Source organism: Streptomyces sp. NPDC051322, from assembly GCF_040689485.1.
Taxonomy (GTDB): Bacteria; Actinomycetota; Actinomycetes; order Streptomycetales; family Streptomycetaceae; genus Streptomyces.
The window spans coordinates 211,046-234,371 of the sequence record NZ_JBFBAK010000007.1; the positions used below are offsets into that span (position 1 = coordinate 211,046).

Below are 23,326 nucleotides of genomic sequence, written 5' to 3' on the forward strand. Positions count from 1 at the left end.
ATCGCTCCGGGGGATCGGATGGAGCTCGGTCTCTCTGTCACAGCCGACGGGGGCGCCCCTCGCGGCTGCGCCTATCTCCTGGCGGATTCCCTCGCCGAGGCGGCGGAAATCGTGGCGGTCGAGGGGCTCGAATACTTTCCCGCGCAGCGCTGGTTCCGGGTACGGGCGGACCCCGGGGCCAATGCGTCGGGCATCGTTTCCCTGCAGGTCAAGGAGCCGACGGGGGCGCCGCGGTTGCGCCCGCAGATCCGAGTCGCCGTTCCGGACGGTTCCGGACGGAAGCTGATCCGCACCGGGCCGCTCAGTGACGCTTCGGTGCTGGTTGGGGCGGCCACTGCGCCGGGGTTGCGCCTCCTGATGCGTCCTGGTGACCTGGGCTCGGTGAACGTGCTGGCTGGCATGGCCGGCAGCAGCCCGATTTCGGTAACCCAGCCGGTGCACGGCACAGCACAGTTGGCGGCGGACGGCTGGGTTTCCTATCAGGCACCGACTGGCTTCGCAGGTTACGACCGGTTCCATTACACCGTCGCCACGGCGGACGGACGCAAGAGCTCGGCCCCCGTCAACGTCCATGTCGGCGAACTGGACGCGGTGCCGGGCGCCTTCCCCGAGTACCCGGCAACGACCGAATTCCGGGGCTGGCAGTGGCCCGAACTTTCGGGTCGCATGCCCTGGCCACGGCTTCCTGGTACCGCACCGAGCCCACGGGGACAGACATGGTGAGCTTCACCCCAGCGCACGCCGTCGACCTTCCGGACGTCACGGTCATCATCCGTGCGGACAACCATGCCACCACGCTCGAGGCCTGTCTCGAATCCCTGGCGCAGCAGTCGATCGGCCTCGAACGTCTGGACATCATCGCGATCGATGACGGATCCACCGACGACAGCGGTCCGTTGCTCGCACGCGCCATCCGGAACTTCCCTGGACGGCTGCGTACCGGTCAGCAGCCCCACGCGATGGGGCCGGCGGCGGCACGCAACCTCGGCCTGAGCCAGGCGTCCGGACGTTACGTCATCTTCCTGGAGGGCGCTGACCGGCTGGCACCGGACGCGCTCGCCCGGATGGTCGCGGCAGCGGACCGCAGCGAAGCCGACGTCGTCCTCGGCAAACTGGAGAGCACCGGGCGGCACTCGGTCGCCACATCAATGTTCCGCGCCAACCAGGACTACGCCGACCTGTACACCTCTCGTGTCTACTGGTCACTCACCCCGGAGAAGCTGTTCCGGATGAGCCTGGTCCATCGGTGCGGGCTGCAGTTCGCCACGGACCTGCACATCGGCGACGATCAGGTTTTCACCGCGCAGGCGTTGACCGAGGCGGACAACATCGCTGTGGTGGCGGACCGGACGTGTGTGTTCAAAGGTCCGTCCGCCGCACCCGCTGTACCGCTGACCGAGCGGATTGCTCTGGCGGCACGGATGATGTCGCTGGTCGCCGGGCTGGTCCCGGCAGGTTCGCGGCGGGACCGGCTGCTCTCACGTCACCTGGAATCCGAAATCGGCAAGGCCACCGGCTCGCTGCTCCTCTCCACGGGCAACCCCGCCGAGCGGGAGCGTGCCATGTGGGCCGCTTCGGACGTACTGCGCAATCACCTCACTCCGGGTGCGTTGGCGCTCCTGCCGCGTCCGCTGGCCGTACGCCTCGCGCTGCTTTCCGGTGGGTGGTTCGCCGAGGCCCAACAGATGGCTGAGCAGGAGGCCGAAAAAGACCGGCCCGCGCCGAAGAAAATCGTGGAGAACGGCCGGGTATTCACCACACTGCCGTTCTTTCGGGACCCTCGGACCGCTTTGCCGGACGAGCTGTTCGACATCACCGACAAGATGACCGTGACGCATCAACTGACCGGTCTGCAGTGGACCAAGTCGATCCTGGGCCTGGAGGGCTTCGCCTTCTTCGAGCAGCTCTCCACGCGTGACCGGGCTACCAAAGTGGTGCTGCGCGAACGCACTTCCGGGGCAGAGGAACGATTCTCGGTGACCGCGCGCAGGGACGAGAAGTTGCTCAACGCGAAGGGCAAGGTGCGTGCCATGGGCCGTTTCTCCGCGCGTGTCAATCTACGTCAGACGTCCAGTGGCCGACCGTTGGCACCGGGTATATGGGATCTCTGGCTCGCCGTGAGCTTTGAGGGGATCACCCGCGAGGTGCGCTTGGGCCGCAAACGTTCCGATCAGGTCGATGTCACCGGTCGGCCGCCGGTAGTCATCGCCCCGTCTCCTGACTCCGCCCACCATGAGCTCCTGGCAGTCCCCTTCTACACACCGCAGGGCGACTTCTCACTGCAGATCTGCGAACAGCTTCCGCTGCCCGGCACCCGGTGAGCGCACCGCGGACGGTCCGTTCAGCCCAGTCGGCTCCAGTCTTCGAACGCAAGCCCCTGCTGGCCGACGTCCTGACGCGCCATCAGCACCCTGCCCGCCCTGTCGACAGCAGCTACCACGATGCGGCCGGTCCCGTCCACGACCACCCGGGGTGCGCTTACTTCCTCACCGCCCAGCTCGGCTCGCCAGGCGCCGTAATGCTCGTTCTCGGTGCCATAGGCGGTCACTTCGATGCCACCGGCCACCCCCCGCTGAGCGAGCACCGTACAGTCGAACCCTCCGACGAGGGCACGGGCTGCACCGGCCCGCCCGGTGCCGGCTCCGCCTACCGGCAACAGACCCCTGTCCAACTGCGCCTGCCCCGGCGGACGCCAGGCGACCAGGGAGTCGTCCCCGGGATAACGCCAGAAATACGTGGCCCGTTTGGGGCCGGTCTCCAGGCTGAGCGGTGACCCCGCGACGACCGGCGTGCTCAGCCGGTCCCGCAACTCGAATCTGCCGTTCGCGACGCCCACCCAACGGTCCACCACAACCGATCCCACGGCAAGGATCTCCAACGGACCGCCATGCGGCATTAGTGCCACGAAATCGCCGGTGTACGGGCCGGGCGTAACGGCCTTCCAGCGGCCCCAACCGCCCGCCGCGTCACGGCTGCACCGTACGATTCCGCCGGTACGCAGCAGCACGAGCACATGAACGGAACCCGAGACCTGATTGACGGCGATCACCGGCCCGGTGAGGATCTCGTCGCCGGGCGCGCCGAGACTCCGCCAATCGGTCAGCCCGCGTCCGGTCTGGAACTGGGTGGCGAACACGATCTCGGCGGCAGCGGCGCCAACCCGCTGCCTGCGCGCGGCAGCCACGTGGACATAGCCCTCACTGGTCTGCCCCAGGGCGGCGTGCCCGGTCCAACCGGGTATGCCGATCAGGTCCGGACCGAGCCATGAACCTCCACCCGATGACGCCTCCGTCCAACGGTGCAGCCCGTCCGGAACAGGGACATAGGCGGTCAGTCGACCGTCCTGTCCTTTGAAGACCCAATCGCCAGGGAGCGTAGGAAGTCCCGCCTGCGGTACCGGAGGTACTCCTCCGGCCGCGAAGGCACGCCTGCTGCGTCCCTGGGTATCCGCCGTTCTGGCGCCGCCCCTGCCCCGGTTCACGACTCCGTTCCGCCCTTCCGTGTCTTCGTAGTCCCGTGCGGCGTTCGCGGGCATTCGGCGATGCGCTTACGGGCCACTGAACACACGTTCACAGCTCAGAAGTTTGTCATACCGGCTACGGTTCTTCACCAAAGCGTCTTCCAATTCCCACCGATCGAAAGTTTTGTCTATTATTCAGGGAGACCCGAGGCTGACAGCTGGGCCGGTACCCCTCGACCGCCCGATTCCCCTCGCGCGCACCCGCAGCGTTCCGACGGAAGGGCTCGACGAGCAGTGACGCACCAGCACACCGGAACTCCACCACTGGATGCCCGGTCCACTCCCTCCCGCCGCGCACCGGGCAAGCGGGGCAAGTCCAAGAAGCGCCACCCTCTGCGTATTGTTCTGATCATCCTTGTTGTCCTGTTGCTGGCCGCCGGCGGCACCGCCTGGTGGATGTACAGCCACCTCAACGGCAACATCAAGGGCGTCGACATCAACCAGGCCCTCGGCAAGGACCGTCCCGAGAAGCTCCCGACGGCCGGGCAGAACCTGCTGGTTCTGGGCTCCGACTCACGGGCCGGGGACAACGGGAAGATAGCCGGAGGCAATGTCAGCGGCGCCCGTTCGGACACCGCTCTGGTGATCCACATACCGCAGGGCCGGACCCGGGCCACCGCGGTGAGCATCCCGCGCGACACCCTGGTGACCCGGCCCGAATGCACCAAGAAGGACGGCTCCACGATGCCGTCCGCGAAGCGTGTGATGTTCAACTCGGTCTACTCGCTGGTCGGTCCGGCCTGTGTGGTGAAGACCGTGGAGAAGATGTCCGATGTGCGGATCGATCACTACATGGAGATCGACTTCGCCGGGTTCAAGGGCTTGGTGGACGCGATCGGCGGGGTCACCGTCGACGTCCCGCAGGACATTCACGACGGAGCGAGCGGTCTCAACCTCAAGAAGGGCTCGCAGAAGCTGAACGGCACCCAGTCGCTGGAGTTCGTGAGGACCCGGCACGGTATAGGGGACGGCAGCGACCTCGGCAGGATCGGGCTCCAGCAGCAGTTCATGCTCGATCTGCTCGGCGAGGTGCAGCGGCAGGACCTGCTGAGCAGCCCGACGAAGTCGTACAAGATCGCGAACTCGGCGACCAAGTCGCTGACCACCGACTCCGATCTGGCGTCACTCACCTCGCTCGCCAAGTTCGCCCGCAGCATGAAGGGCGTCAACCCCGACACGATGGAAACCATCATGCTTCCGGTGGCGTACGACAAGATCGACCCCAACCGGGTGGTCGCGGCCGAGCCGCAGGCCACCCAGTTGTGGAAGGCCATCCGCACCGACACCGAGGTGCCGGCATCGGCGAAGAAGTCGCCCGCCACCGGCGGCTGATCGGGGGCCGGTCCGGGGCAGGTCCGGGCCTGGGTGGGACCGCCCCTCAGGCCCGGGTCCAGGCGGCGAGTGCCAGGCCCGGTTCGGACTTCTGGCGGGCCACGCGCAGGGTGCCGTCCTCCGCGATGGCGGCGAGGACCACCCGGCCCGCCGCGTCCACTGCGAGGGCCGGGGCGCCCAGTGAGGGCTCGCCGGTCTCCGTCCACCAGAGGCCGTCCGCCTCGCCCTCGGTGGGGCAGGCTGCCAGGGTGGGGCGTCCGTTGCGGGCGCGGAAGGCCAGGACCGTGCAGTCGTAACCCTCGATGGGCGTACGCAGCGCGGCCACCGGACCGCCGTCCGGTTCACCGCCCAGGTCGAGGTCGTCGGAGCCGGGGCGGTGGGCGACCACGCCTGCTCCCGGGTCGCACCAGTAGTACGTGGCACGGTCGTCACCGGTGCGCACACCGGTGACCGATCCGGCGGCCGCTCGGGCGGCGGCCGGTTCGGCCTGGACGAAATCGCCGTCGGGCTCCTCCTGGCACCAGCGCAGGACCTGCTTGTCCGCCGGGGCCAGCAGCTCGACCCGGTCGGCCAGCGCAATCGCGGCAGGCGCCCCGTCCAGGACCTTGGCGCCCTTGAGATCCTTCCAACCTTCCCATTTGCCCGTTTTGCCCTGCTTGCGCATGCTGATGCCGCGTCCCGCGTTGCGTACGAAGACATGAACGCGACCGTCGGCGCCGACGGCGGCCGCCGGAACTCCGAATGTGCGGGCGAGTTCGGGGTCCTTGTGGTGGTTGCCGAGAGAGTGCCAGGGCCCGAACGGCCGGCCCCTCTGGTACTGCGTGGCGTGCATGATGGTGACCCCGCGGGCGTCGCTCCGCCGGGACAGCAGATGGACGTAGGCGTCCGGTCCCTGCGCCAGTGTGAGATGGGTGCTGTCGGGGACCGCGATCAGGTCGGGCCCCGTCCAGTCGGGTCCGCCGGGGCGCTGCTCGGTCCAGCGCGCGATGCCGCCGTCGGCGGGAGCGTACGCGCTGAGCGAGCCGTCCTTGCCGCGCAGCAGCCGGCAATCGGTGGACGGGCCCGAGGAAGATGCGGTACGCGACGACATGGCTGGCTGCCGGCCTTCCCCTCAACTGGTCGTACTCTGCGGTGACCTGAGCGTTTTTGACAGTCCCGGATGCGGGCCGGCGGCCCTGCGGTGCCACCCGATGAGCCGCCGTCACCCGTCCCTACGGGGGGCGGCAACGGCGGCTCGTGGGCAGTGGCGCACCGCTCAGTCGCGCACCGCTCAGTCGCGGGCGGGCTCCACGGCCTCGGTCGGCTCGCTGTCGTACCGGCCGTCGATCTTCGCGACCAGACCGGTGACCTGACGCGCGATGTCCGGGGCGGTGAGCCCGATCTCGGCCATGATCTGCTTGCGGCTCGCGTGGTCGAGGAAGCGCGGCGGGATGCCGAAGTCGCGCAGCGGGACGTCGACTCCCGCGTCACGGAGTGTCTGGGCGACGGCGGAACCGACGCCACCGGCACGGCTGTTGTCCTCGACCGTGACCACCACCCGGTGCTGCTCGGCGAGCGGGGCCAGAGCTTCGTCGACCGGCTTCACCCAGCGGGGGTCGACCACCGTGGTGGTGATGCCCTGCTTGTTGAGCAACTCGGCGATCTCCAGGCACATCGGGGCCAGCGCGCCCACGGAGACCAGCAGCACATCCGGCTTCGCGGTGCCGGCCTTGCGCAGTACGTCCATGCCCCCGATCCGGCCCACCGCGGGCACGGCCGGGCCGACCACGCCCTTGGAGTACCGCACCACGGTCGGCGCGTCGTCGACCCGGACGGCCTCGCGGAGCTGGGCGCGGACCTGCTCGGCGTCGCGCGGCGCGGCGATCCGCAGGGTCGGCACGCACTGCAGGATGGACATGTCCCACATGCCGTTGTGCGAGGCCCCGTCGTCGCCGGTGACACCGGCCCGGTCCAGCACGAAGGTGACACCGCACTTGTGCAGCGCCACATCCATGAGCAGCTGGTCGAAGGCGCGGTTGAGGAAGGTGGCGTACACCGCGAAGACCGGGTGCAGTCCGCCGGTCGCGAGGCCGGCCGCGGAGACCGCGGCGTGCTGCTCGGCGATCCCGACGTCGTACACCCGGCCGGGGAACTCTCTGGCGAACTTGGTCAGACCGACGGGCTGGAGCATGGCCGCGGTGATCGCGACGATGTCCTCGCGCTCCCGGCCGAGCTTGACCATCTCGTCGCCGAAGACCGAAGTCCAGCTGGCGGCGGCGGCCTTGATGGGCAGGCCGGTGTCGGGGTGAATCGGGCCGATGCCGTGGAAGTGGTCGGCCTCGTCCTGCTCGGCTGGCTGGTACCCACGGCCCTTCTCGGTGATGCAGTGCACGATGACCGGACCGCCGAAGCCCTTGGCGCGCTCCAGCGCCGACTCCAGGGCCTCGATGTCGTGACCGTCGATCGGCCCGACGTACTTCAGGCCCAGGTCCTCGAACATGCCCTGCGGGGCGATGAAGTCCTTGAGGCCCTTCTTGGCCCCGTGCAGCGTCTCGTAGAGCGGCTTGCCGACTACCGGTGTGCGCTCCAGGAGGTCCTTGCCACGGGCCAGGAAGCGCTCATAACCGTCGGTGGTGCGCAGGGTTGCCAGGTGGTTGGCGAGGCCGCCGATGGTGGGCGCGTAGGAGCGCTCGTTGTCGTTCACCACGATCACCAGCGGGCGGTCCTTGGCGGCGGCGATGTTGTTCAGCGCCTCCCAGGCCATGCCGCCGGTGAGTGCGCCGTCGCCGATCACCGCGACGACGTGGTCGTCCTTCTTGAGTACCTGGTTGGCCTTGGCGAGACCGTCGGCCCAGCCGAGCACCGTGGAGGCGTGCGAGTTCTCGATGACGTCGTGGTCGGACTCGGCGCGCGAGGGGTAGCCGGAGATGCCGCCCTTGGTGCGCAGCAGCCCGAAGTCCTGCCGGCCGGTGAGCAGCTTGTGCACGTAGCTCTGGTGCCCGGTGTCGAAGAGCACCCGGTCCTTCGGCGAGTCGAAGACCCGGTGCAGGGCGATCGTCAGCTCGACGACCCCCAGGTTGGGGCCGAGGTGGCCGCCGGTCTTGGACACGGCGTCGACGAGGAATGTCCGGATCTCTCCGGCCAGCTGTTCCAGCTGCTCCGGGCTGAGCCGGTCAAGATCGCGCGGTTCCCTGATGCGGGTCAGCAACGGCACCCGTGCCTCCTTTGCGGTCGAACTGTGATCGAGCTTTGCCGGGCCAGTCGAGTCTAATGTTCCATTCGCCGCGGACGTCATCGGGCGGTGCGTCGTACGTCACTCGTACGGCGCAACGGGGCGCCCGGCACCACACGCGTGCGCCCGGTACCGGAGCGTTCCGGTACCGGGCGTCGGTGGGGTGCCCATCAGGGCCTGTCCGGGCGTTACGCGCGGCCCGCGGTCTTCTGGGTCTTGCGGGTCACGGCGTCGATCACGACGGTCGCCAGCAGCACGCCACCGGTGATCATGTACTGGATGGGCGAGGCGATGCCCTGCAGCGAAAGGCCGTACTGGATCGAGACGATCACCAGGACACCGAGCAGCGCGTTCCAGGTGCGGCCCCGGCCGCCGAAGAGGCTGGTGCCACCGATGACGGCCGCCGCGATGGCGTTCATCAGCAGGTCACCGCTGCCGGCCCCCTGGTTGGCGGTGGCGATCTTCGAAGCGAGGAAGAGGCCGCCGACCGCGGCGAACGTACCGGCGATCGCGAAGACCGAGATCCGGATCATGGTGACGTTGATACCGGCGCGCCGGGAGGCCTCGACGGAACCGCCGAGCGCGAAGATCTTGCGTCCGTACGTGGTGCGGCGGAGCAGGAAGTCCGTGCCGACCAGCACCACCAGGAAGATCACGACGGCCAGCGGCAGGCCCTTGTACTGGTTGTACATGAACGCGACGGCGAAGGCGACGATCGCCAGCAATGCGCTGCGCAGGACGATCTCGCTGAGCGGGCGGGACGGCACGCCCGCTGCCTCCCGGCGCCGGGCGTCGACGAACGAGGAGACGAAGAAGACCGCCACGCCGAGCAGGGCGAAGCCGTAGGCGACCGCGATGTCGGAGAAGTAGTAGCCGGTCATGTTGGCGATCGGGCCGTCGCCGGGCAGGTTGATGGTGCCGTTGGCGCCGAGGACCTGCAGCATGAAGCCGTTCCAGAACAGCAGACCGGCCAGCGTCACGGCGAACGCCGGGACACCGATCCGGGCGAAGAAGAACCCGTGGATCGCGCCGGCGGCAGTGCCGGTGAGGATGGAGAGCAGCAGGGCGAGCCACTGGTTCATCCCGTGCGTGATGGTCAGCACGCCGAAGGCCGCACCTGCGACGCCACTGACCGAGCCGACCGAGAGGTCGATCTCGCCGAGCAGCAGGACGAAGACGATACCGACGGCGATCATGCCGGTGCCGACCATGGTGACGGAGATGTCGGTCAGGTTGCCCGCGGTGAGGAAGCGCGAGTTGACGCTCTGGAAGATCGCGGCGATCACGATCAGACCGATGATCACCGGTATGGAGCCGAGATCACCGGCCCGTACCTTGCGCTTGAACTCGGACAGGTAGCCGGCGAATCCCTGCTCGCGCACCAGCAGCCGGGGGTCGACCGCGGTCACGGCGGCGGGCGCCGGAGCCGGTGCTTCCACTACGTCGGACGCAGGGGAGGTCTTGTCGATGCTCACTTCTGAACCTCCACGCTGCGCGACGCACGACGGGTCACAGCGTTGTCCGTGGCGCCGGTGATGGCGGCGATGATCTCTTCCTGCGAGGTGGTCTTCACGTCGAAGACACCGTTGTTGCGGCCGAGGCGCAGCACCGCGACCTTGTCGGCGACTGCCTTGACGTCCGCCATGTTGTGGCTGATGAGCAGGACGGCGTGGCCGCGCTCGCGAAGCCGCTCGACGAGGTCGAGCACCTGTGCCGTCTGCTCCACACCGAGCGCCGCCGTCGGCTCGTCGAGGATGACGAGCTTCGGCTCACCGAGCATGGACCGGGCGATGGCCACGGTCTGGCGCTGTCCGCCGGAGAGCGAGGCGATCGGGATGCGCACGCTGGGGATGCGGATCGACAGGGTGGTGAGCAACTCGCGGGAGCGGCGCTCCATTTCCACCTCGTCGAGGACCCCGCGCTTGCGTAGTTCCCGGCCGAGGTAGAGGTTTCCGACGACGTCGATGTTGTCGCACAGCGAGAGGTCCTGGTACACGGTCGCGATGCCCAGGTTCTGCGCGTCGTGCGGCCGGTTGATCTGGACGGCCTTGCCGTCCCACTCGATGACGCCGTCATCGATGGGGTGCACGCCTGCGATCGTCTTGACCAGCGTGGACTTTCCGGCTCCGTTGTCGCCGACCAGCGCGATCACTTCACCACCGTAGGCCTCGAGCTCCACGTCGGTGAGCGCCTGGACGGCACCGAATCGCTTGGAGACCCCACGCAACGCCAGCACGGGCGTAGCGGACACTTGAACCATCTCCTTCGCCGCCTGACCGGCGGGGATGCCGCGCTGCCTTGCGCGCGCGGGTTGAGCAAGGTGTTCCGTCCGGCGCCCCGCCCCGATAGCGGGACGGATGGAGGGCGGGGCGCCGGACAGGCTTCAGAAAACGCGTAAGTCCCTTGCGGACGAGGGAACTTACTTCAGGCCGATCTTGTCGCACGCGGCCTTGTAGGCCGGGGTGCAGATCTCGCTGACCTTGTAGATGCCGTCCTTGATGACGGTGTCCTGGATGTTGTCCTTGGTCATGGCGACGACCGGAAGGATCACCGAGGGAACCTTCTTCACGCTGGCCGAATCGACCGTGGAGGTGGTGAGCGAACCGAGGTCCTTGCCCTGGGCCAGCTTGACGGCCATCTCGGCGGCGATCGGGCCCTCGAGCACGTAGGGCTTGTAGACGCTCATGTACTGCGTGCCCGCCACGACGCGCTGCACACCGGCGAGTTCGGCGTCCTGGCCGGTGACCGGCGGGATCGGGGAGATGCCCGCGGACTTCAGGGCGGTGATGATGCCGCCTGCCATGCCGTCGTTGGCGGAGTAGACGCCGATCACGTTCTTCTTGCCGAGCGCGGTGATCGCGCCCTCCATGTTGGCGTTGGCGTTCTCCGGCTTCCACTCCTTGGTGTCGTACTCCTTGCCGATGTTCACCTTGCCGTCGAGGACGGAGTGAGCGCCCTTCTTGAACTGGGCGGCGTTCGGGTCGGTGGCGGACCCGTTCATCATGACGATCTTGCCGTCCTTGGCGTGCGAGCCGAGCGCCTTGAGGAGGGCCTCGCCCTGCGTCTTGCCGACGGTCTCGTTGTCGAACGAGACGTACGAGTCGATCGGACCCTCGGCGAGGCGGTCGAAGGCGACGACGGGGATACCGGCGTCCTTGGCCTTCTTCACCGAGGTGGCTATGGACTTGTAGTCGACGGCGTCGACGATGATGGCGTCCACCTGGTTGGTCACCATGGTGTCCATCTGCTGGCTCTGCGTCGCTGCCTGCTGGTTGGCATTGGCGTAGGTGACCTTGCCCTTGCCGTGGGTCAGGTCCGTGATCTTCTTGGTGATCAGGGGCTTGTCGAACTTCTCGTACCGGGCGGTCTGGTTCTCCGGCAGCAACAGACCGATGGTGATGTTGTCGCCCTTCTTCTTGCCGGAGTCCGAGCTTGCCTTGCTCCCGCCCGAGTCCTTGGCGCTGCCACAGGCGGCGAGAGAGACGGCCATTGCGGTGGCGGCCACGGCCACGGCGGCACGACGCATACGCGTGTTCACTTCAGAAACCTCCCTGACGAGGCCGCAACGTTGCGACCGAGGTGCCTGGAGTCAACTCGGCCTCGGAGACAACGTCAAGGATTAAATCCTTAACGAGATGGCAACGGTGTCATTCGTTATCTAAGTGAAGGCAGGGGTGGAGAGCGGAATCGCGTTCTCCAAAAGGCTCGAATCGCCCATCTCGCTGAGCACGAGGGCCAGTGCGCCCAGCACTTCGGCACGGCCGCCGAGCGCCCCGGGAAGCACCGAGAGCTGCCGCGCCGCACTGGGAATCGCGTACCTGCCGACGGATTCGCGGATGGGGCCGAGCACCAGCTCGCCGGCTTCCGCCAGGTCCCCGCCCAGGACCACTCGGCTCGGATTGAGGAGATTGCACAGGTTCGCGACGCCGCTGCCGATGTGCCGCCCGACGTCCGCGACCACCCGGCGGCAGCCCGGGTCGCCGCCCCGGGCCAGCTGGACGACCCGCTCTATGGTCAGATCGGTGCCGTGACTGGACTCCAGCAGGGGCAGGACGTACCGAGCCGCCGTGAAGGTCTCCAGGCACCCCCGGTTGCCGCAGCGGCACACCGGGCCCGATTCGTCGAGCGTGATGTGCCCTATCTCGCCGGCCGTGCCGCCGGGGCCGCGGTAGATCTGGCCGTCTATGACCAGACCGGCACCCACACCGCTGGCCACCTTGATGTACGCGAGGTCCCTGACCCCGCGGCCGCTCCCCCATACCAGCTCGCCCAGCGCGCCCAGGTTGGCGTCATTGTCGACGTACACCGGCACGCCCAACCGGGTGGCGAGCTCGTCGCTCGGGTTGATGCCGGTCCAGCCCGGCAGGATCGAGGTGGAGCCCAGCGTGCCGGACTCGACGTCGATCGGTCCCGGCACCCCGAGGCCCACGCCGACCACCTTGTCGGCACCGATGCCGGTGGCCGCGATGAGCCGGTTGACCAGCTCTTCGGCCCGGCCGAATCCCTGCGCGGAGGAGGCGTCGACGTCCAGCGGCTCGGACTCCTCCGCGAGGACCTGGTGCGCCAGATTGCCGACCGCGACCCGCAGATGCGTATGTCCGAAATCGACACCGATCACGATGCCGGCCGAACCGCTGAGCGAAACGCTGCGGGCCCGGCGGCCGCCGGCCGAGGTAGGGGTGACCTCGACCGTGCCGCCGTCCTTCAGTTCCCGGACGATGTTGGAGACCGTGGCTGCGGAGAGCCCGGTACTGCGGGCGATCTCCGCCTGGGTGAGCGAGCCCGCCATGCGCACGGCACGCACGACCCGCTCGAGGTTGGCCCGGTGCAGAGATGTCTGCGACCCCGGAGTCTCCATCGACTCATCCACTCCTGCCATGGGCGGACGGCGCGACGGCCGTCCCCGCGCGGGGCGCGTCTGACGAGGCCCCGCCCTATCTCCAACATGTGAACCCTAAGCTGAGCCTTTGCGGCTCCCTTCCGTCAAGACCTTGAGCGAGTCCCGACGCGGATGAGCGGACGATACAAGACTCAAACAGGACGAACCGCCCGACAGCCTATGCCGTGGGGCGGTTCGTCGTCAGAACGGAGCAGGAAAGCCCGGGAAAGCTACTTCAGGGCCCCCGCGGTCAGCCCGGCCACCACCTGCCGCTGGAAGATGATGTACGCCGCCAGCACCGGCAGCATCGCCATCACCAGGCCCGCGAAGAGACCGGAGTAATCACCCTTGTAGCCCTGGCTGGTGGCCAGTTCGACCAGGCCCTGGGCCAGCACCCGTTTGTGCGGATCGGTGTTGAGGACCGTCGGCAGCATGTACTGGTTCCACTGCCCGAGGAAGTTGAAGATGCCCACGCTGATCAGGCCCGGCTTGGCCATCGGCAGCATGACCTGGAAGAACGTCCGGGTGTGCGAGGCGCCGTCGATCATCGCCGCTTCCGCCACCTCTCCCGGCATCGTCCGGAAGAAAGACGTGAGGAAGAAGACCGTGAACGGCAGCGAGTACGCGATGTAGACCAGGACCAGCCCGTAGGTCGTGTTGAGCAGGCCCATGTTGTTCATCACGAAGAACAACGGGACCAGCGCCAGGATGATCGGAAAGCTCATCCCGCCGATGAACAGGTAGTAGATGAAGCGGTTCCCGGGGAAGTCGAAGCGCGCCAGCACATACGCGGCCATGGAGCCGAGCAGCAGCGTGCCGACGAGCGAGAAGCCGACCACCACGATGGTGTGACCGAAGTACTCACTCATGTGCGCCTGGTTCCAGGCGCGCGACCAGTTCTCGAAGTGCAGGCGGTCCGGCAGCTTCCAGGGCGCCGTGAGGATGTCGTGATCGTTCTTGACGGACGACATCACCGCCCACAGCAGCGGCAGCGCGGCCAGAGCGGCCCAGATGATCAGGATGCCGTGCGAGAAGAAGTTGAGGGTCTTGCCCTCGGTGGGCTTCTCCTCGACGACCGGCACCGGCGGCGTCTCGATCGGCGGCTCCGGGTCCTTCGTGACGTCGGCCGGAGGGGTGTCAGTGGTCTTCATCAGAACTCCAGCCGCTCGCGCCGGCCCAGTCGCATCACGATGGCCGCGAAGACCAGGGTGACGGCGAGAAGCCCGACGCCGATCGTTGTCGCGTATCCGGCCTGACCGTCACGGAACGCCGCCTGATAGACGTACAGGGGCAGCACCGTGGTCGAGTAGGCGGGGCCGCCCGGCCCCACGCTCATGATCTGCACGACCGTGAACGCTTCGGCGCCGAGGGCCAGGATGCCCATGTAGACCCAGCCGGACTGCACGGTGTCCCAGAGCAGCGGCAGGGTGACCTTGAAGAAGGTGGTGATCCGGCTCGCCCCGTCCAGCAGCGCGGCCTCGTAGAACTCCTTCGGTATCGACGCCATGCCGGCGGAGAAGAGCACCACGTAGAAACCGACCTGGGACCAGACGAGGACGGCCGCGATGCACCAGAGGGCCAGCTTCGGGTCACCGAGCCAGTTCGGCTGGATACTGCCCAGCCCGACCGCGTCGAGGGTGCTGTTGAGGACGCCGCCGTTGGGGTTGTACATGAAGCGGAAGAGCAGGGCCACGATCGCGATCGACAGCACCTGCGGGAAGAAGTACACGATCTTGTAGAACCCCGAGCCGCGTACGCCCGCGATCGCGGCACCCTTACGGCGCCGCCCGCCCACATTGATCATGAACGCGAAGAACAGCGCGAGGCCGAGCGTCACCAGCGGCAGCAACAGCACATACAGCACGCTGTGTTCCAACGACTTCCAGAAGACGTCGTCCTGGAACATCCGGCTGTAGTTGTCGAAGCCGACCATCTTGAAGTCCGGGCTCAGACCGGTCCAGTCGGTGAACGAGTAGTAGATCGACTGAATGAACGGCCAGATGACGAAGACACCGTACAACACCAGTGGGAGCGACAGAAATCCCACAATGAACCCGTATTTACCGTGTTGCATGGTTACCGACCTCGATCTTCCGGCCATCGCCGCCGCTGGTGACGCTTGCTCACTGGTGCTTGTAGTGCTTGATCGACTGGTCCTTGGCGGCCGCGTCGGCATACGCCTGGCACTTCTTGACGGCCTCGGCCGGCGTCATCCGGCCTGCCATCATCTCGCCGAGGACGGACACGCCGATCTGCTCCTTCTGGAGCTTCACGTACCAGTCCTGGAGCCGGGGGTTGAGCACGTTGGTACCGGCGGCCTTCAGCGCGTCGATGCCCGACTGGAGCGCCGTGGAGAGCGACAGGCCGTCCGTACCGCCATTGAGGGCGGAGAGCGACTTCACCTTCGAGGTGAAGTTCTTCGACGAGGCCTCGCTGAGCATGATGCGCAGCTGCTCCATGCCCGCCAGCGGGTTCTTCGCCTTCGCGGGGACGATGAAGGGCTCGCCACCGGACGCCCAGAGGGTGCCGAAAGGCAGCTTGTCCGACGAGTCGAGACTCGAGGGCGCGCCGACCTTCATCTGGAAGTCCTTGGGCGTGGTCTTCGAGGCCTCGTTCTCCACCCAGGAACCGTTGGGGATGAACAGCGCCTTGCCACCGGTCCACGCGGTCTGGGACTGGATGTGGTCCATCCCGGGCGTGCCCTTGAGGATGTAGCCCTTCTTGAAGAGCTCGTAGTACGCGTCGAAGCCCGCCTTGACGGCCGGGTCCTTCCAGGCGTTCGGCTCCAGGTTGTCGATCTTGTCGAGGACCTCACGGCCACCGATCTTGCCGATGAAGGGGTACAGCGAGAACGGGATGTAGTACGGGTACTTACCCGCGTACGTCCAGCCGGCGATGCCCTTCTTCTTCGCCTTGGCGCAGACCGAGAGCATCTCGTCCCAGGTCTTGGGGTACTCCACCTCGAGCTTGTCCAGGGCGGTCTGCGAGTACCACACGCCGTAGACGGTGTACGCGTAGTTGAAGATCCAGCAGGGCTCGCCGTCGTACTGGCCCATCTCCACGATGCCCGGGCGCAGCGTGTCCCTGACCTTCTTGCTCGGGTCGTCGACGGACGGCGCGTCCAGCAGCGGAGTGAGGTCGGTCAGCTGGTTCTTGCCGACCAGGACACCCATGTCCATCTGCTCGGCGCCCGAGTTGTCGATCAGGTCCGGCGGGGTGCCACCGTTGAAGCGCGGCTGAAGCTCCGACTGGATCTTCTGGGTGGACGAGAAGTGCACCTTCGACTTCGGGTGCGCCTTCGAGTACAGCGCATTGGCGTCCTTGGCGTACTGCGTGCCGAAGCCACCGTCGAAGAGCACCATGTCGAGCGGTGCGGTCTCGTTGATGCCGAGCGGGTTGTTGGCGCTCTTCGTCCCCTTGGTGACCTTTTTGTCGCCGCCGCTGTCGCTGCTCGCACAGGCGGACAGGAAGCTCATCGTCGGGACGGTGATCAGGCCGAGCGCGGCAGACCGCTTGATCAGATCACGACGGCCGAGGCCCTCATTGGTGCGGGCGGAGGTGGATCCCATGCTCAAGTCCTCGCCTTCTACAGGACTCAGGCGGTGTACCGGTCGCCCGTTGAGAATTCGCCTCAGGCGAAGGGCCCCGCCACCGCGGTCAGTTGAAGCTGGGTTGTACGTGGCTGCAGGAGGGAAGACTGGGAATGCGGACGAGGATGCTCCGAAGCTCCCCCGCCTGATCCCCGCCCCCCTGGACCGCTGCCGAAAAGCGGCTAGGCGGACGCCGACAGGTATAGTCCACTTCCCTTGAGCTGGGCAAGATCGAATGCACGTTTACGCGACAGTCTTTCCCGAGTTGAGACCTCACGGACATCTGGACCCTTGCGTACCGGACCGCCCCACCGCAAATGGGAGCGCGCACCTCTCACTCGTATGCACCACGCAACACCCTTGACGCCACCCGCCACTTGCCTTCCTACTGGACCTTGCGCACATGACTGACAACGTTGTCCAAGCGCTAGGTGAGAGGAAAGGCCCCTCATGCAGACCAGACCACGACGGAGAGCCGGCTCGGCCGCCGCCCTGGTGGCGGCCGCTTTCGTGCTTGTCGTGACGGCACAGGGCGCTGCCGTTGCCCGGCCGACCCATCCACACGGCGCGGACAAGGAGTTCAGCTCCTCGTTCGAAGCCGACCAACCGCAGCCGGATTGGCGCAATACCGTAGACATCGGGCCGGACGGGAAGAAGCGCGCCTCCGGGATCGACGGCAACGTCACTTCCGGCATACCGGGCGATGTGACCGACCATGTCGTCGCGGTGCGCGCCAGCGACGAGAACGCAGGAAGCGGCGAGGGCAAGGGAAGCCTCGTCGACGGCGACTCGTCCACCAAATGGCTGGCTTTCCACCCGACCGCCTGGGTGGAGTTCGATCTCGACGAGGCGGTCAAGATCACGCAGTACGTGATGACGTCCGCCAACGATCACGACGAGCGGGACCCGAAGGACTGGACCCTGCAGGGGTCCACCGACGGGAAGGACTGGAAGACCCTGGACACCCGGCAGGGCCAGAGCTTCGACAAGCGTTTCCAGGCCAAGACGTACGACCTCACGGACGCGTCCACCGCCTATGCGCACTACCGGCTGAACATCACGGCCAACAACGGCGCGACGGACGCCACCCAGCTCGCCGACGTTCAGTTCTCGAACGGTGACACCAGCACGCCGGCGCCCCAGGATATGACCACCAGGATCGACAGCGGCCCGCTGTCCTCGCCGACCGCGAAGACCGGTGCGGGTTACACCGGAGTCCGGTCGCTGCGCTACGCCGGTACGCAGAAGGGTGACGGCCGGGCCTACTCATACAACAAGGTCTTCGACGTCAACACCCCCATCGTCCGTAATACCGAGCTGTCGTACATGCTCTTCCCCGAGATGAAGAAGGGCGATCTCAGCTACTCCGCCACCAATGTCTCGGTCGATCTGGCCTTCACCGACGGTACGTACCTGAGTGACCTCAAGGCCACCGACACCAACGGCGGACTGCTGACCCCGCAGGGGCAGGGGGCGGCCAAGCGGCTCTACGTCAATCAGTGGAACCAGGTCCGGGCGAACATCGGCCAGGTGGCAGCCGGCAAGACGGTCGACCGGATCCTGGTCGCCTACGACTCCCCCAAGGGCCCTGCGACCTTCCGGGGCTGGATCGACGACATCTCGCTCAAGGTGAAGGCCCCCGAGAAGCGGCTCAAGCATCTCTCGGACTACGCACTCACCACCCGTGGCACCAATTCCAGTGGGTCGTTCTCGCGCGGCAACAACTTCCCGGCGACCGCCGTCCCGAACGGTTTCAATTTCTGGACCCCGGTCACCGACGCCGGCTCCACCAGCTGGCTCTACAACTACGCGAGCCGTAACAACGACGACAACCTGCCCACCATCCAGGCTTTCAGCGCCAGTCACGAGCCGAGCCCCTGGATGGGCGACCGACAGACCTTCCAGCTGATGCCCTCGGTGGCCGCCGGCGTCCCGGACGCCTCGCGCACCCAGCGGCAGCTGCCCTTCAAGCACGAGAACGAGGTCGCGAAGCCCCACTACTACGGGGTCACCTTCGAGAACGGCCTCAAGGCGGAGATGACGCCGACCGACCACGCGGCGATGATGCGGTTCACCTATCCCGGTGACAACGCGTCCATGATCTTCGACAACGTCAACAACGACGGAGGGCTGACCCTCGACCCGAAAACCGGGTCGTTCAGCGGTTACTCGGACGTCAAGAGCGGCGGCTCCACCGGAGCCACCCGGCTGTTCGTGTACGGCGTCTTCGACACCCCGGTCACCGAGGGGTCCAAGCTCAGCGGTGGTGGCGGCGACAACGTCACCGGCTACCTGCGCTTCAAGCCGGGCAAAAACCGTACGGTCACGCTGCGCATGGCGACCTCCCTGATCGGCCTCGACCAGGCGAAGGCGAACCTGGCCCAGGAGCTCCCCGCGTCGGCCACCTTCGCGGGCACCGAGGCGAAGGCGCAGTCGCAGTGGGACAAAATCCTCGGCAAGATCGAGGTACAGGGCGCCGACCACGACCAGCTGACCTCGCTCTACTCCTCCCTCTACCGGCTGTACCTGTACCCGAACTCCGGGTCCGAGAAGGTCGGTTCGAAGGTCCAGTACGCGAGCCCGTTCTCCGCGCACACCGGTGAGAACACCCCCACCCACACCGGCGCGAAGGTCGTCGACGGTTCGGTCTACGTCAACAACGGCTTCTGGGACACCTACCGGACCACCTGGCCCGCGTACTCGTTCCTCACCCCGAAGAAGGCCGGGGAGATGGTCGACGGCTTCGTCCAGCAGTACAAGGACGGCGGCTGGATCTCCCGCTGGTCGTCCCCCGGCTACGCCGACCTGATGACGGGCACCAGCTCGGACGTGGCCTTCGCGGACGCCTATGTGAAGGGCGTGAAGTTCGACGCGAAGGCGGCGTACGAAGCGGCTCTGAAGAACGCGACGGTCGTCCCGCCGAGCTCCGGCGTCGGCCGCAAGGGAATGGACACCGCGCCGTTCCTGGGCTACGCGTCCACCGCCACCAACGAGGGCATGTCCTGGTCGATGGAGGGCTACGTCAACGACTACGGCATCGCCCAGATGGGCAAGGCCCTCTACCAGAAGACCCACGAGGCCCGTTACAAGGAGGAGTCCGACTACTTCCTCAACCGGGCGCAGAACTACGTCAAGCTCTTCGACCCCGAGGTCGGCTTCTTCCAGGGCAAGGACCTCAACGGGAAGTGGCGGCTGCCGGCCGACCAGTACGACCCGAGGGTCTGGGGCTACGACTACACGGAGACCGACGGCTGGGGCTACGCCTTCACCGCCCCTCAGGACTCCCGCGGGCTGGCCAACCTCTACGGCGGCCAGGCAGGTCTCGCGAAGAAGCTGGACACCTACTTCTCCACCCCGGAGACGGCGTCCCAGGAGTTCGCGGGTTCGTACGGCGGAATCATCCACGAGATGACCGAGGCGCGTGACGTACGGATGGGCCAGTACGGCCACAGCAACCAGGTCGCGCACCACGTCACCTACATGTACGACGCGGCCGGTCAGCCCTGGAAGGCCCAGGAGAAGATCCGCGAGGTGCTGGGGCGGCTCTACACCGGCAGCGACATCGGCCAGGGCTACCACGGCGACGAGGACAACGGTGAGCAGTCGGCCTGGTACATCTTCTCGTCCCTGGGCTTCTACCCCCTGGTGATGGGCAGCGGTGAATTCGCCATCGGCTCACCGCAGTTCACGAAGGCGACCGTCCACCTGGACAACGGCCGCGACCTGGTCGTGAAGGCTCCGAACAACAGCAACGAGAACATCTATGTGCAGAGCCTGAAGGTCAACGGCAAGACCTGGAACTCCACCGCCCTGCCCAACGACGTGCTGACGCACGGGGGAACCCTGGACTTCACCATGGGCTCCAAGCCGTCGAACTGGGCCACCGGCAAGAAGGCGGCCCCGGTCTCCATCACCAAGGACGACAAGGTGGCGACGCCGCGCGAGGACGCGATCAGCGGGCCCGGTGCGCTCTTCGACAACACCTCGGCCACCAGCGCCTCGTTCACCTCGGTCGACCTGCCGGTGAACTCCGCGACCCGTCCGGTGCAGTACACGCTCACCTCGGCGGACAAGGCGAAGGCGCCGGCCTCCTGGGTGCTCGAAGGGTCCAACGACGGCGCGCAGTGGACATCGTTGGACAAGCGCTCGGGAGAGGCCTTCTCCTGGGACAAGCAGACCCGGGTCTTCACGGTGGACCACCCGGGCACGTACACCAAGTACCGCCTGGTGAGCACGGACCCGGCGACTCTCGCGGAGGTGGAACTGCTGTCCTGATCGCACTGTCGTGAAGGGGGGCCGGTACGCAATGCGTACCGGCCCCCCTTCGTTCGTCCCGCCCCGGTGTGTCAGTCCTGCTCGATATCGAGCCGTTCGCCCACGACCGAGACCCGGTAGGGCCGGTCGGTGTCGGCGGTGACCCGGACCGTGCCCCCCGCGCGAACCACCCGGTAGGTCGCTGCAGTGGCACCGGTGAGGTCCGGGACCGTCACCGTACGGATGAAGTCACCGCTCCCCTCCGGGGCGAAGACCCGCAGCTCCGGACCATCGGTCCAGTCACCGTCGGGGCGCGAGACGTCCGCGCCCAGCGCGAGCACCGCGCCGGGGCGGACCAGCAGCGGCAGGCTGTCGAAGCCGTACGTATCGTCGCGCCAGGCCGGACCGGTGACGGTCTCGCCGGACAGCAGGTGGGTCCAGGTGCCCTCGGGCACGTAGTACTCGACCCGGCCTTCCTCGCTGAACACCGGGGCCACCAGCAGGTCCGGGCCGAGCAGGTACTGCCGGTCCAGGGTGCGGCTCGCCGGGTCGTCGGGGAACTCCAGCAGCATCGGGCGCATCACCGGCACCCCGGTGCGGTGCGCCTGCACGGCCGCGCCGTACAGGTACGGCATCAGCCGGTGCTTCAGCTCGGTGAACTGCCGGGCCACGGCCACCGCTTCGTCGCCGAACTCCCACGGCACCCGGTAGGACGACGAGCCGTGCAGCCTGCTGTGCGAGGAGAGCAGCCCGAAGGCCAGCCAGCGCTTGAACACGGCGGGGTCCGGGGTTCCTTCGAAGCCGCCGATGTCGTGGCTCCAGAAGCCGAAGCCGGACAGCGAGAGGGAGAGTCCGCCGCGCAGCGACTCGGCCATCGCGCCGAACGACGACCAGCAGTCGCCGCCCCAGTGCACGGGGAACTGCTGGCCACCGGCCGTGGCCGAGCGGGCGAACAGCACCGCGTCACCCGGCCCGCGCTCCTTCTCCAGGAGTTCGAAGACGGCCTTGTTGTAGAGGTGCGTGTAGTAGTTGTGCATGCGCTCCGGGTCCGAGCCGTCGTGCCAGACGACATCGGTCGGGATGCGCTCCCCGAAGTCGGTCTTGAAGCCGTCCACGCCCTGGTCGAGCAGCACCTTCAGCTTGCTCCGGAACCAGGCGGTCGCCTCCGGGTTGGTGAAGTCCACCAGGGCCATTCCGGCCTGCCAGCGGTCCCACTGCCAGATGTCGCCGTCGGCCGTGCGGACGAAGTAGCCCTTCTCGGCGCCCTCCGCGTAGAGGGCGCTCTTCTGCGCGATGTACGGGTTGATCCAGACGCAGATCCGCAGCCCCCTCGCCTTCAGCCGGGCCAGCATGCCGACCGGGTCGGGGAAGGTCTGCGGGTCCCAGGCGAAGTCCGACCACTGGTACTCGCGCATCCAGAAGCAGTCGAAGTGGAAGACGGACAGCGGGATCCCGCGCTCCTTCATGCCGTCGACGAAGGAGGCGACGGTCGCCTCGTCGTAGGAGGTGGTGAACGACGTGGTCAGCCAGAGGCCGAAGGACCAGGCCGGGGGCAGCGCGGGCCGGCCGGTGAGCGCGGTGTACCGGCCGAGCACCTCCTTGGGCGTGGGGCCGGCGACGACGTAGTACTCGAGCGTCTGGTCCTCGACGCTGAACTGCACCTGACCGACGGCTTCGGAGCCGACCTCGAAGGAGACCTTGCCGGGGTGGTTGACGAAGACGCCGTAACCGCGCGACGAGAGGTAGAACGGGACGTTCTTGTAGGCCTGTTCGCTGCTGGTGCCGCCGTCGGCCTGCCACATGTCGACGATCTGGCCGTTCTTCACATAGGGCGTGAAGCGCTCCCCCAGGCCGTGGACGGTCTCGCCCACCCCGAGTGACAACTGGGCGAACATGTGGTGCGCGCCGTCGGCCAAGGTGGCGAAGGCGGTCCCCTTGCGGCCGGCCGCCGTCAGCAGCGCCCCGTCCGGCCCCCGGAACTCCAGGGTGAACGTGCCCTCGGTGGGGAGCCGGAGGGTCAGCGGTCCACTGGTCAGCTCGGCGGCGGCGCCGTCCGTCCGGGTGGTCGCGGCGGCGGTCCCGGTGGCTCCCGGCAACTCGAAGTCGGGGCCGCGGTGGCGCCGGCCCGCGTGGTGGGTGACGCGCACCCCGATGATCCCCTCGGCGGGCGCGAACGCCTCCACCGTGAGCAGCGGCGCGTTCAGGGTGTCCCCGCGCCGTTCGACTCGCTGGACGGCGGCGTAGGCGATGAGACGGTCGGCTGCGAGCTGCAGGTCGCGGAGGTCGGTGGCGTACGAGGTGTGCACACCGTCGCGCATCTGCCAGAAGCCGTCGGTGAACTTCATGGGGGTCCTTAGCCGTTCGTTCAGGTGAGTACGCATTTGATCGTACACAAAACAAATCGCGGGACGCCGCAGGCAAACCCACCCGGCGAGCTGCCGGAACACAGAACGTGACCCGCGAATCACGGAGGGGGTCTAGAAACCGTCGAGCGAATGCAGTATTAGTACTGTCAGAAAACAAATCGCTGTGCAGCCGTC

Annotated in this window: 15 protein-coding genes; 4 read left to right on the forward strand and 11 right to left on the reverse strand. The window is 67.2% G+C overall.

What is annotated here, in order from left to right; translation table 11 throughout:
• The first annotated feature begins 111 nt into the window (after positions 1 to 111).
• Positions 112 to 723 (forward strand): Ig-like domain-containing protein, encoded by a 612-nt coding sequence (locus tag AB0436_RS18390; protein WP_366468928.1) that lies wholly within the window; start codon positions 112 to 114, stop codon positions 721 to 723.
• On the forward strand, positions 720 to 2,321 hold the full coding sequence (locus AB0436_RS18395) for a glycosyltransferase (RefSeq protein WP_366468929.1): 1,602 nt from the start codon (positions 720 to 722) through the stop codon (positions 2,319 to 2,321). The genes AB0436_RS18390 and AB0436_RS18395 overlap by 4 nt, the downstream gene beginning before the upstream one ends.
• A gap of 20 nt (positions 2,322 to 2,341) precedes the next feature.
• On the opposite strand, the gene AB0436_RS18400 is transcribed toward AB0436_RS18395, so the two are convergent.
• On the reverse strand, positions 2,342 to 3,184 hold the full coding sequence (locus AB0436_RS18400; RefSeq protein WP_366468930.1) for a hypothetical protein: 843 nt from the start codon (positions 3,182 to 3,184) through the stop codon (positions 2,342 to 2,344).
• A gap of 570 nt (positions 3,185 to 3,754) precedes the next feature.
• On the opposite strand from AB0436_RS18400, the gene AB0436_RS18405 reads away from it, so the two are divergent.
• On the forward strand, positions 3,755 to 4,852 hold the full coding sequence (locus AB0436_RS18405) for an LCP family protein (RefSeq protein WP_366468931.1): 1,098 nt from the start codon (positions 3,755 to 3,757) through the stop codon (positions 4,850 to 4,852).
• A 46-nt stretch (positions 4,853 to 4,898) separates the two neighbouring features.
• On the opposite strand, the gene AB0436_RS18410 is transcribed toward AB0436_RS18405, so the two are convergent.
• The 9 genes from AB0436_RS18410 to ngcE form a co-directional block, all read right to left on the reverse strand.
• Positions 4,899 to 5,942 carry a hypothetical protein gene (locus tag AB0436_RS18410; RefSeq protein ID WP_366468932.1) on the reverse strand — a complete coding sequence of 348 codons (1,044 nt, stop codon included), beginning with the start codon at positions 5,940 to 5,942 and terminating at the stop codon, positions 4,899 to 4,901.
• 180 nt (positions 5,943 to 6,122) lie between these two features.
• Positions 6,123 to 8,045 (reverse strand): 1-deoxy-D-xylulose-5-phosphate synthase, encoded by a 1,923-nt coding sequence (gene dxs, locus AB0436_RS18415; RefSeq protein ID WP_366468933.1) that lies wholly within the window; start codon positions 8,043 to 8,045, stop codon positions 6,123 to 6,125.
• Between the two features lie 206 nt (positions 8,046 to 8,251).
• Positions 8,252 to 9,538, reverse strand: a complete 1,287-nt coding sequence (locus AB0436_RS18420) for a sugar ABC transporter permease (RefSeq protein ID WP_366468934.1) — start codon at positions 9,536 to 9,538, stop codon at positions 8,252 to 8,254.
• The gene (locus tag AB0436_RS18425; protein ID WP_365851228.1) at positions 9,535 to 10,323 is read right to left on the reverse strand and encodes an ATP-binding cassette domain-containing protein; all 789 of its coding nucleotides are present in this window, start codon (positions 10,321 to 10,323) and stop codon (positions 9,535 to 9,537) included. Before AB0436_RS18425 ends, AB0436_RS18420 begins: the two co-directional genes overlap by 4 nt.
• A gap of 159 nt (positions 10,324 to 10,482) precedes the next feature.
• Positions 10,483 to 11,601 (reverse strand): sugar ABC transporter substrate-binding protein, encoded by a 1,119-nt coding sequence (locus AB0436_RS18430; RefSeq protein WP_366468935.1) that lies wholly within the window; start codon positions 11,599 to 11,601, stop codon positions 10,483 to 10,485.
• 120 nt (positions 11,602 to 11,721) lie between these two features.
• Positions 11,722 to 12,921, reverse strand: a complete 1,200-nt coding sequence (locus AB0436_RS18435) for an ROK family transcriptional regulator (RefSeq protein ID WP_366468936.1) — start codon at positions 12,919 to 12,921, stop codon at positions 11,722 to 11,724.
• A gap of 251 nt (positions 12,922 to 13,172) precedes the next feature.
• Positions 13,173 to 14,093, reverse strand: a complete 921-nt coding sequence (locus AB0436_RS18440) for a carbohydrate ABC transporter permease (protein ID WP_366468937.1) — start codon at positions 14,091 to 14,093, stop codon at positions 13,173 to 13,175.
• On the reverse strand, positions 14,093 to 15,016 hold the full coding sequence (locus tag AB0436_RS18445; RefSeq protein ID WP_366468938.1) for a sugar ABC transporter permease: 924 nt from the start codon (positions 15,014 to 15,016) through the stop codon (positions 14,093 to 14,095). Before AB0436_RS18445 ends, AB0436_RS18440 begins: the two co-directional genes overlap by 1 nt.
• Positions 15,017 to 15,065: 49 nt before the next feature.
• Positions 15,066 to 16,511: an N-acetylglucosamine/diacetylchitobiose ABC transporter substrate-binding protein gene (gene ngcE, locus AB0436_RS18450; protein WP_366468939.1), complete on the reverse strand. Its 1,446-nt coding sequence runs from the start codon at positions 16,509 to 16,511 to the stop codon at positions 15,066 to 15,068.
• A gap of 471 nt (positions 16,512 to 16,982) precedes the next feature.
• On the opposite strand from ngcE, the gene AB0436_RS18455 reads away from it, so the two are divergent.
• Entirely contained in the window at positions 16,983 to 20,807 is a 3,825-nt protein-coding gene (locus AB0436_RS18455) for a GH92 family glycosyl hydrolase (RefSeq protein ID WP_366468940.1), read from the forward strand.
• Positions 20,808 to 20,878: 71 nt separating this feature from the next.
• Here AB0436_RS18455 and yicI read toward each other — a convergent pair whose 3' ends face one another.
• The gene (gene yicI / locus AB0436_RS18460; protein ID WP_366468941.1) at positions 20,879 to 23,131 is read right to left on the reverse strand and encodes an alpha-xylosidase; all 2,253 of its coding nucleotides are present in this window, start codon (positions 23,129 to 23,131) and stop codon (positions 20,879 to 20,881) included.
• Positions 23,132 to 23,326 lie beyond the last annotated feature (195 nt).

Excerpts from the sequence above, each read along its gene's own strand:
- AB0436_RS18435 (WP_366468936.1), bottom strand. The coding sequence starts at position 12,921 with ATGGAGACTCCGGGGTCGCAGACATCTCTGCACCGGGCCAACCTCGAG.
- AB0436_RS18410 (WP_366468932.1), bottom strand. The coding sequence starts at position 5,942 with ATGTCGTCGCGTACCGCATCTTCCTCGGGCCCGTCCACCGATTGCCGG.
- ngcE (WP_366468939.1), bottom strand. The coding sequence starts at position 16,511 with ATGGGATCCACCTCCGCCCGCACCAATGAGGGCCTCGGCCGTCGTGAT.
- yicI (WP_366468941.1), bottom strand. The coding sequence starts at position 23,131 with ATGAAGTTCACCGACGGCTTCTGGCAGATGCGCGACGGTGTGCACACC.
- AB0436_RS18440 (WP_366468937.1), bottom strand. The coding sequence starts at position 14,093 with ATGAAGACCACTGACACCCCTCCGGCCGACGTCACGAAGGACCCGGAG.
- AB0436_RS18445 (WP_366468938.1), bottom strand. The coding sequence starts at position 15,016 with ATGCAACACGGTAAATACGGGTTCATTGTGGGATTTCTGTCGCTCCCA.
- AB0436_RS18425 (WP_365851228.1), bottom strand. The coding sequence starts at position 10,323 with ATGGTTCAAGTGTCCGCTACGCCCGTGCTGGCGTTGCGTGGGGTCTCC.
- AB0436_RS18455 (WP_366468940.1), top strand. The coding sequence starts at position 16,983 with ATGCAGACCAGACCACGACGGAGAGCCGGCTCGGCCGCCGCCCTGGTG.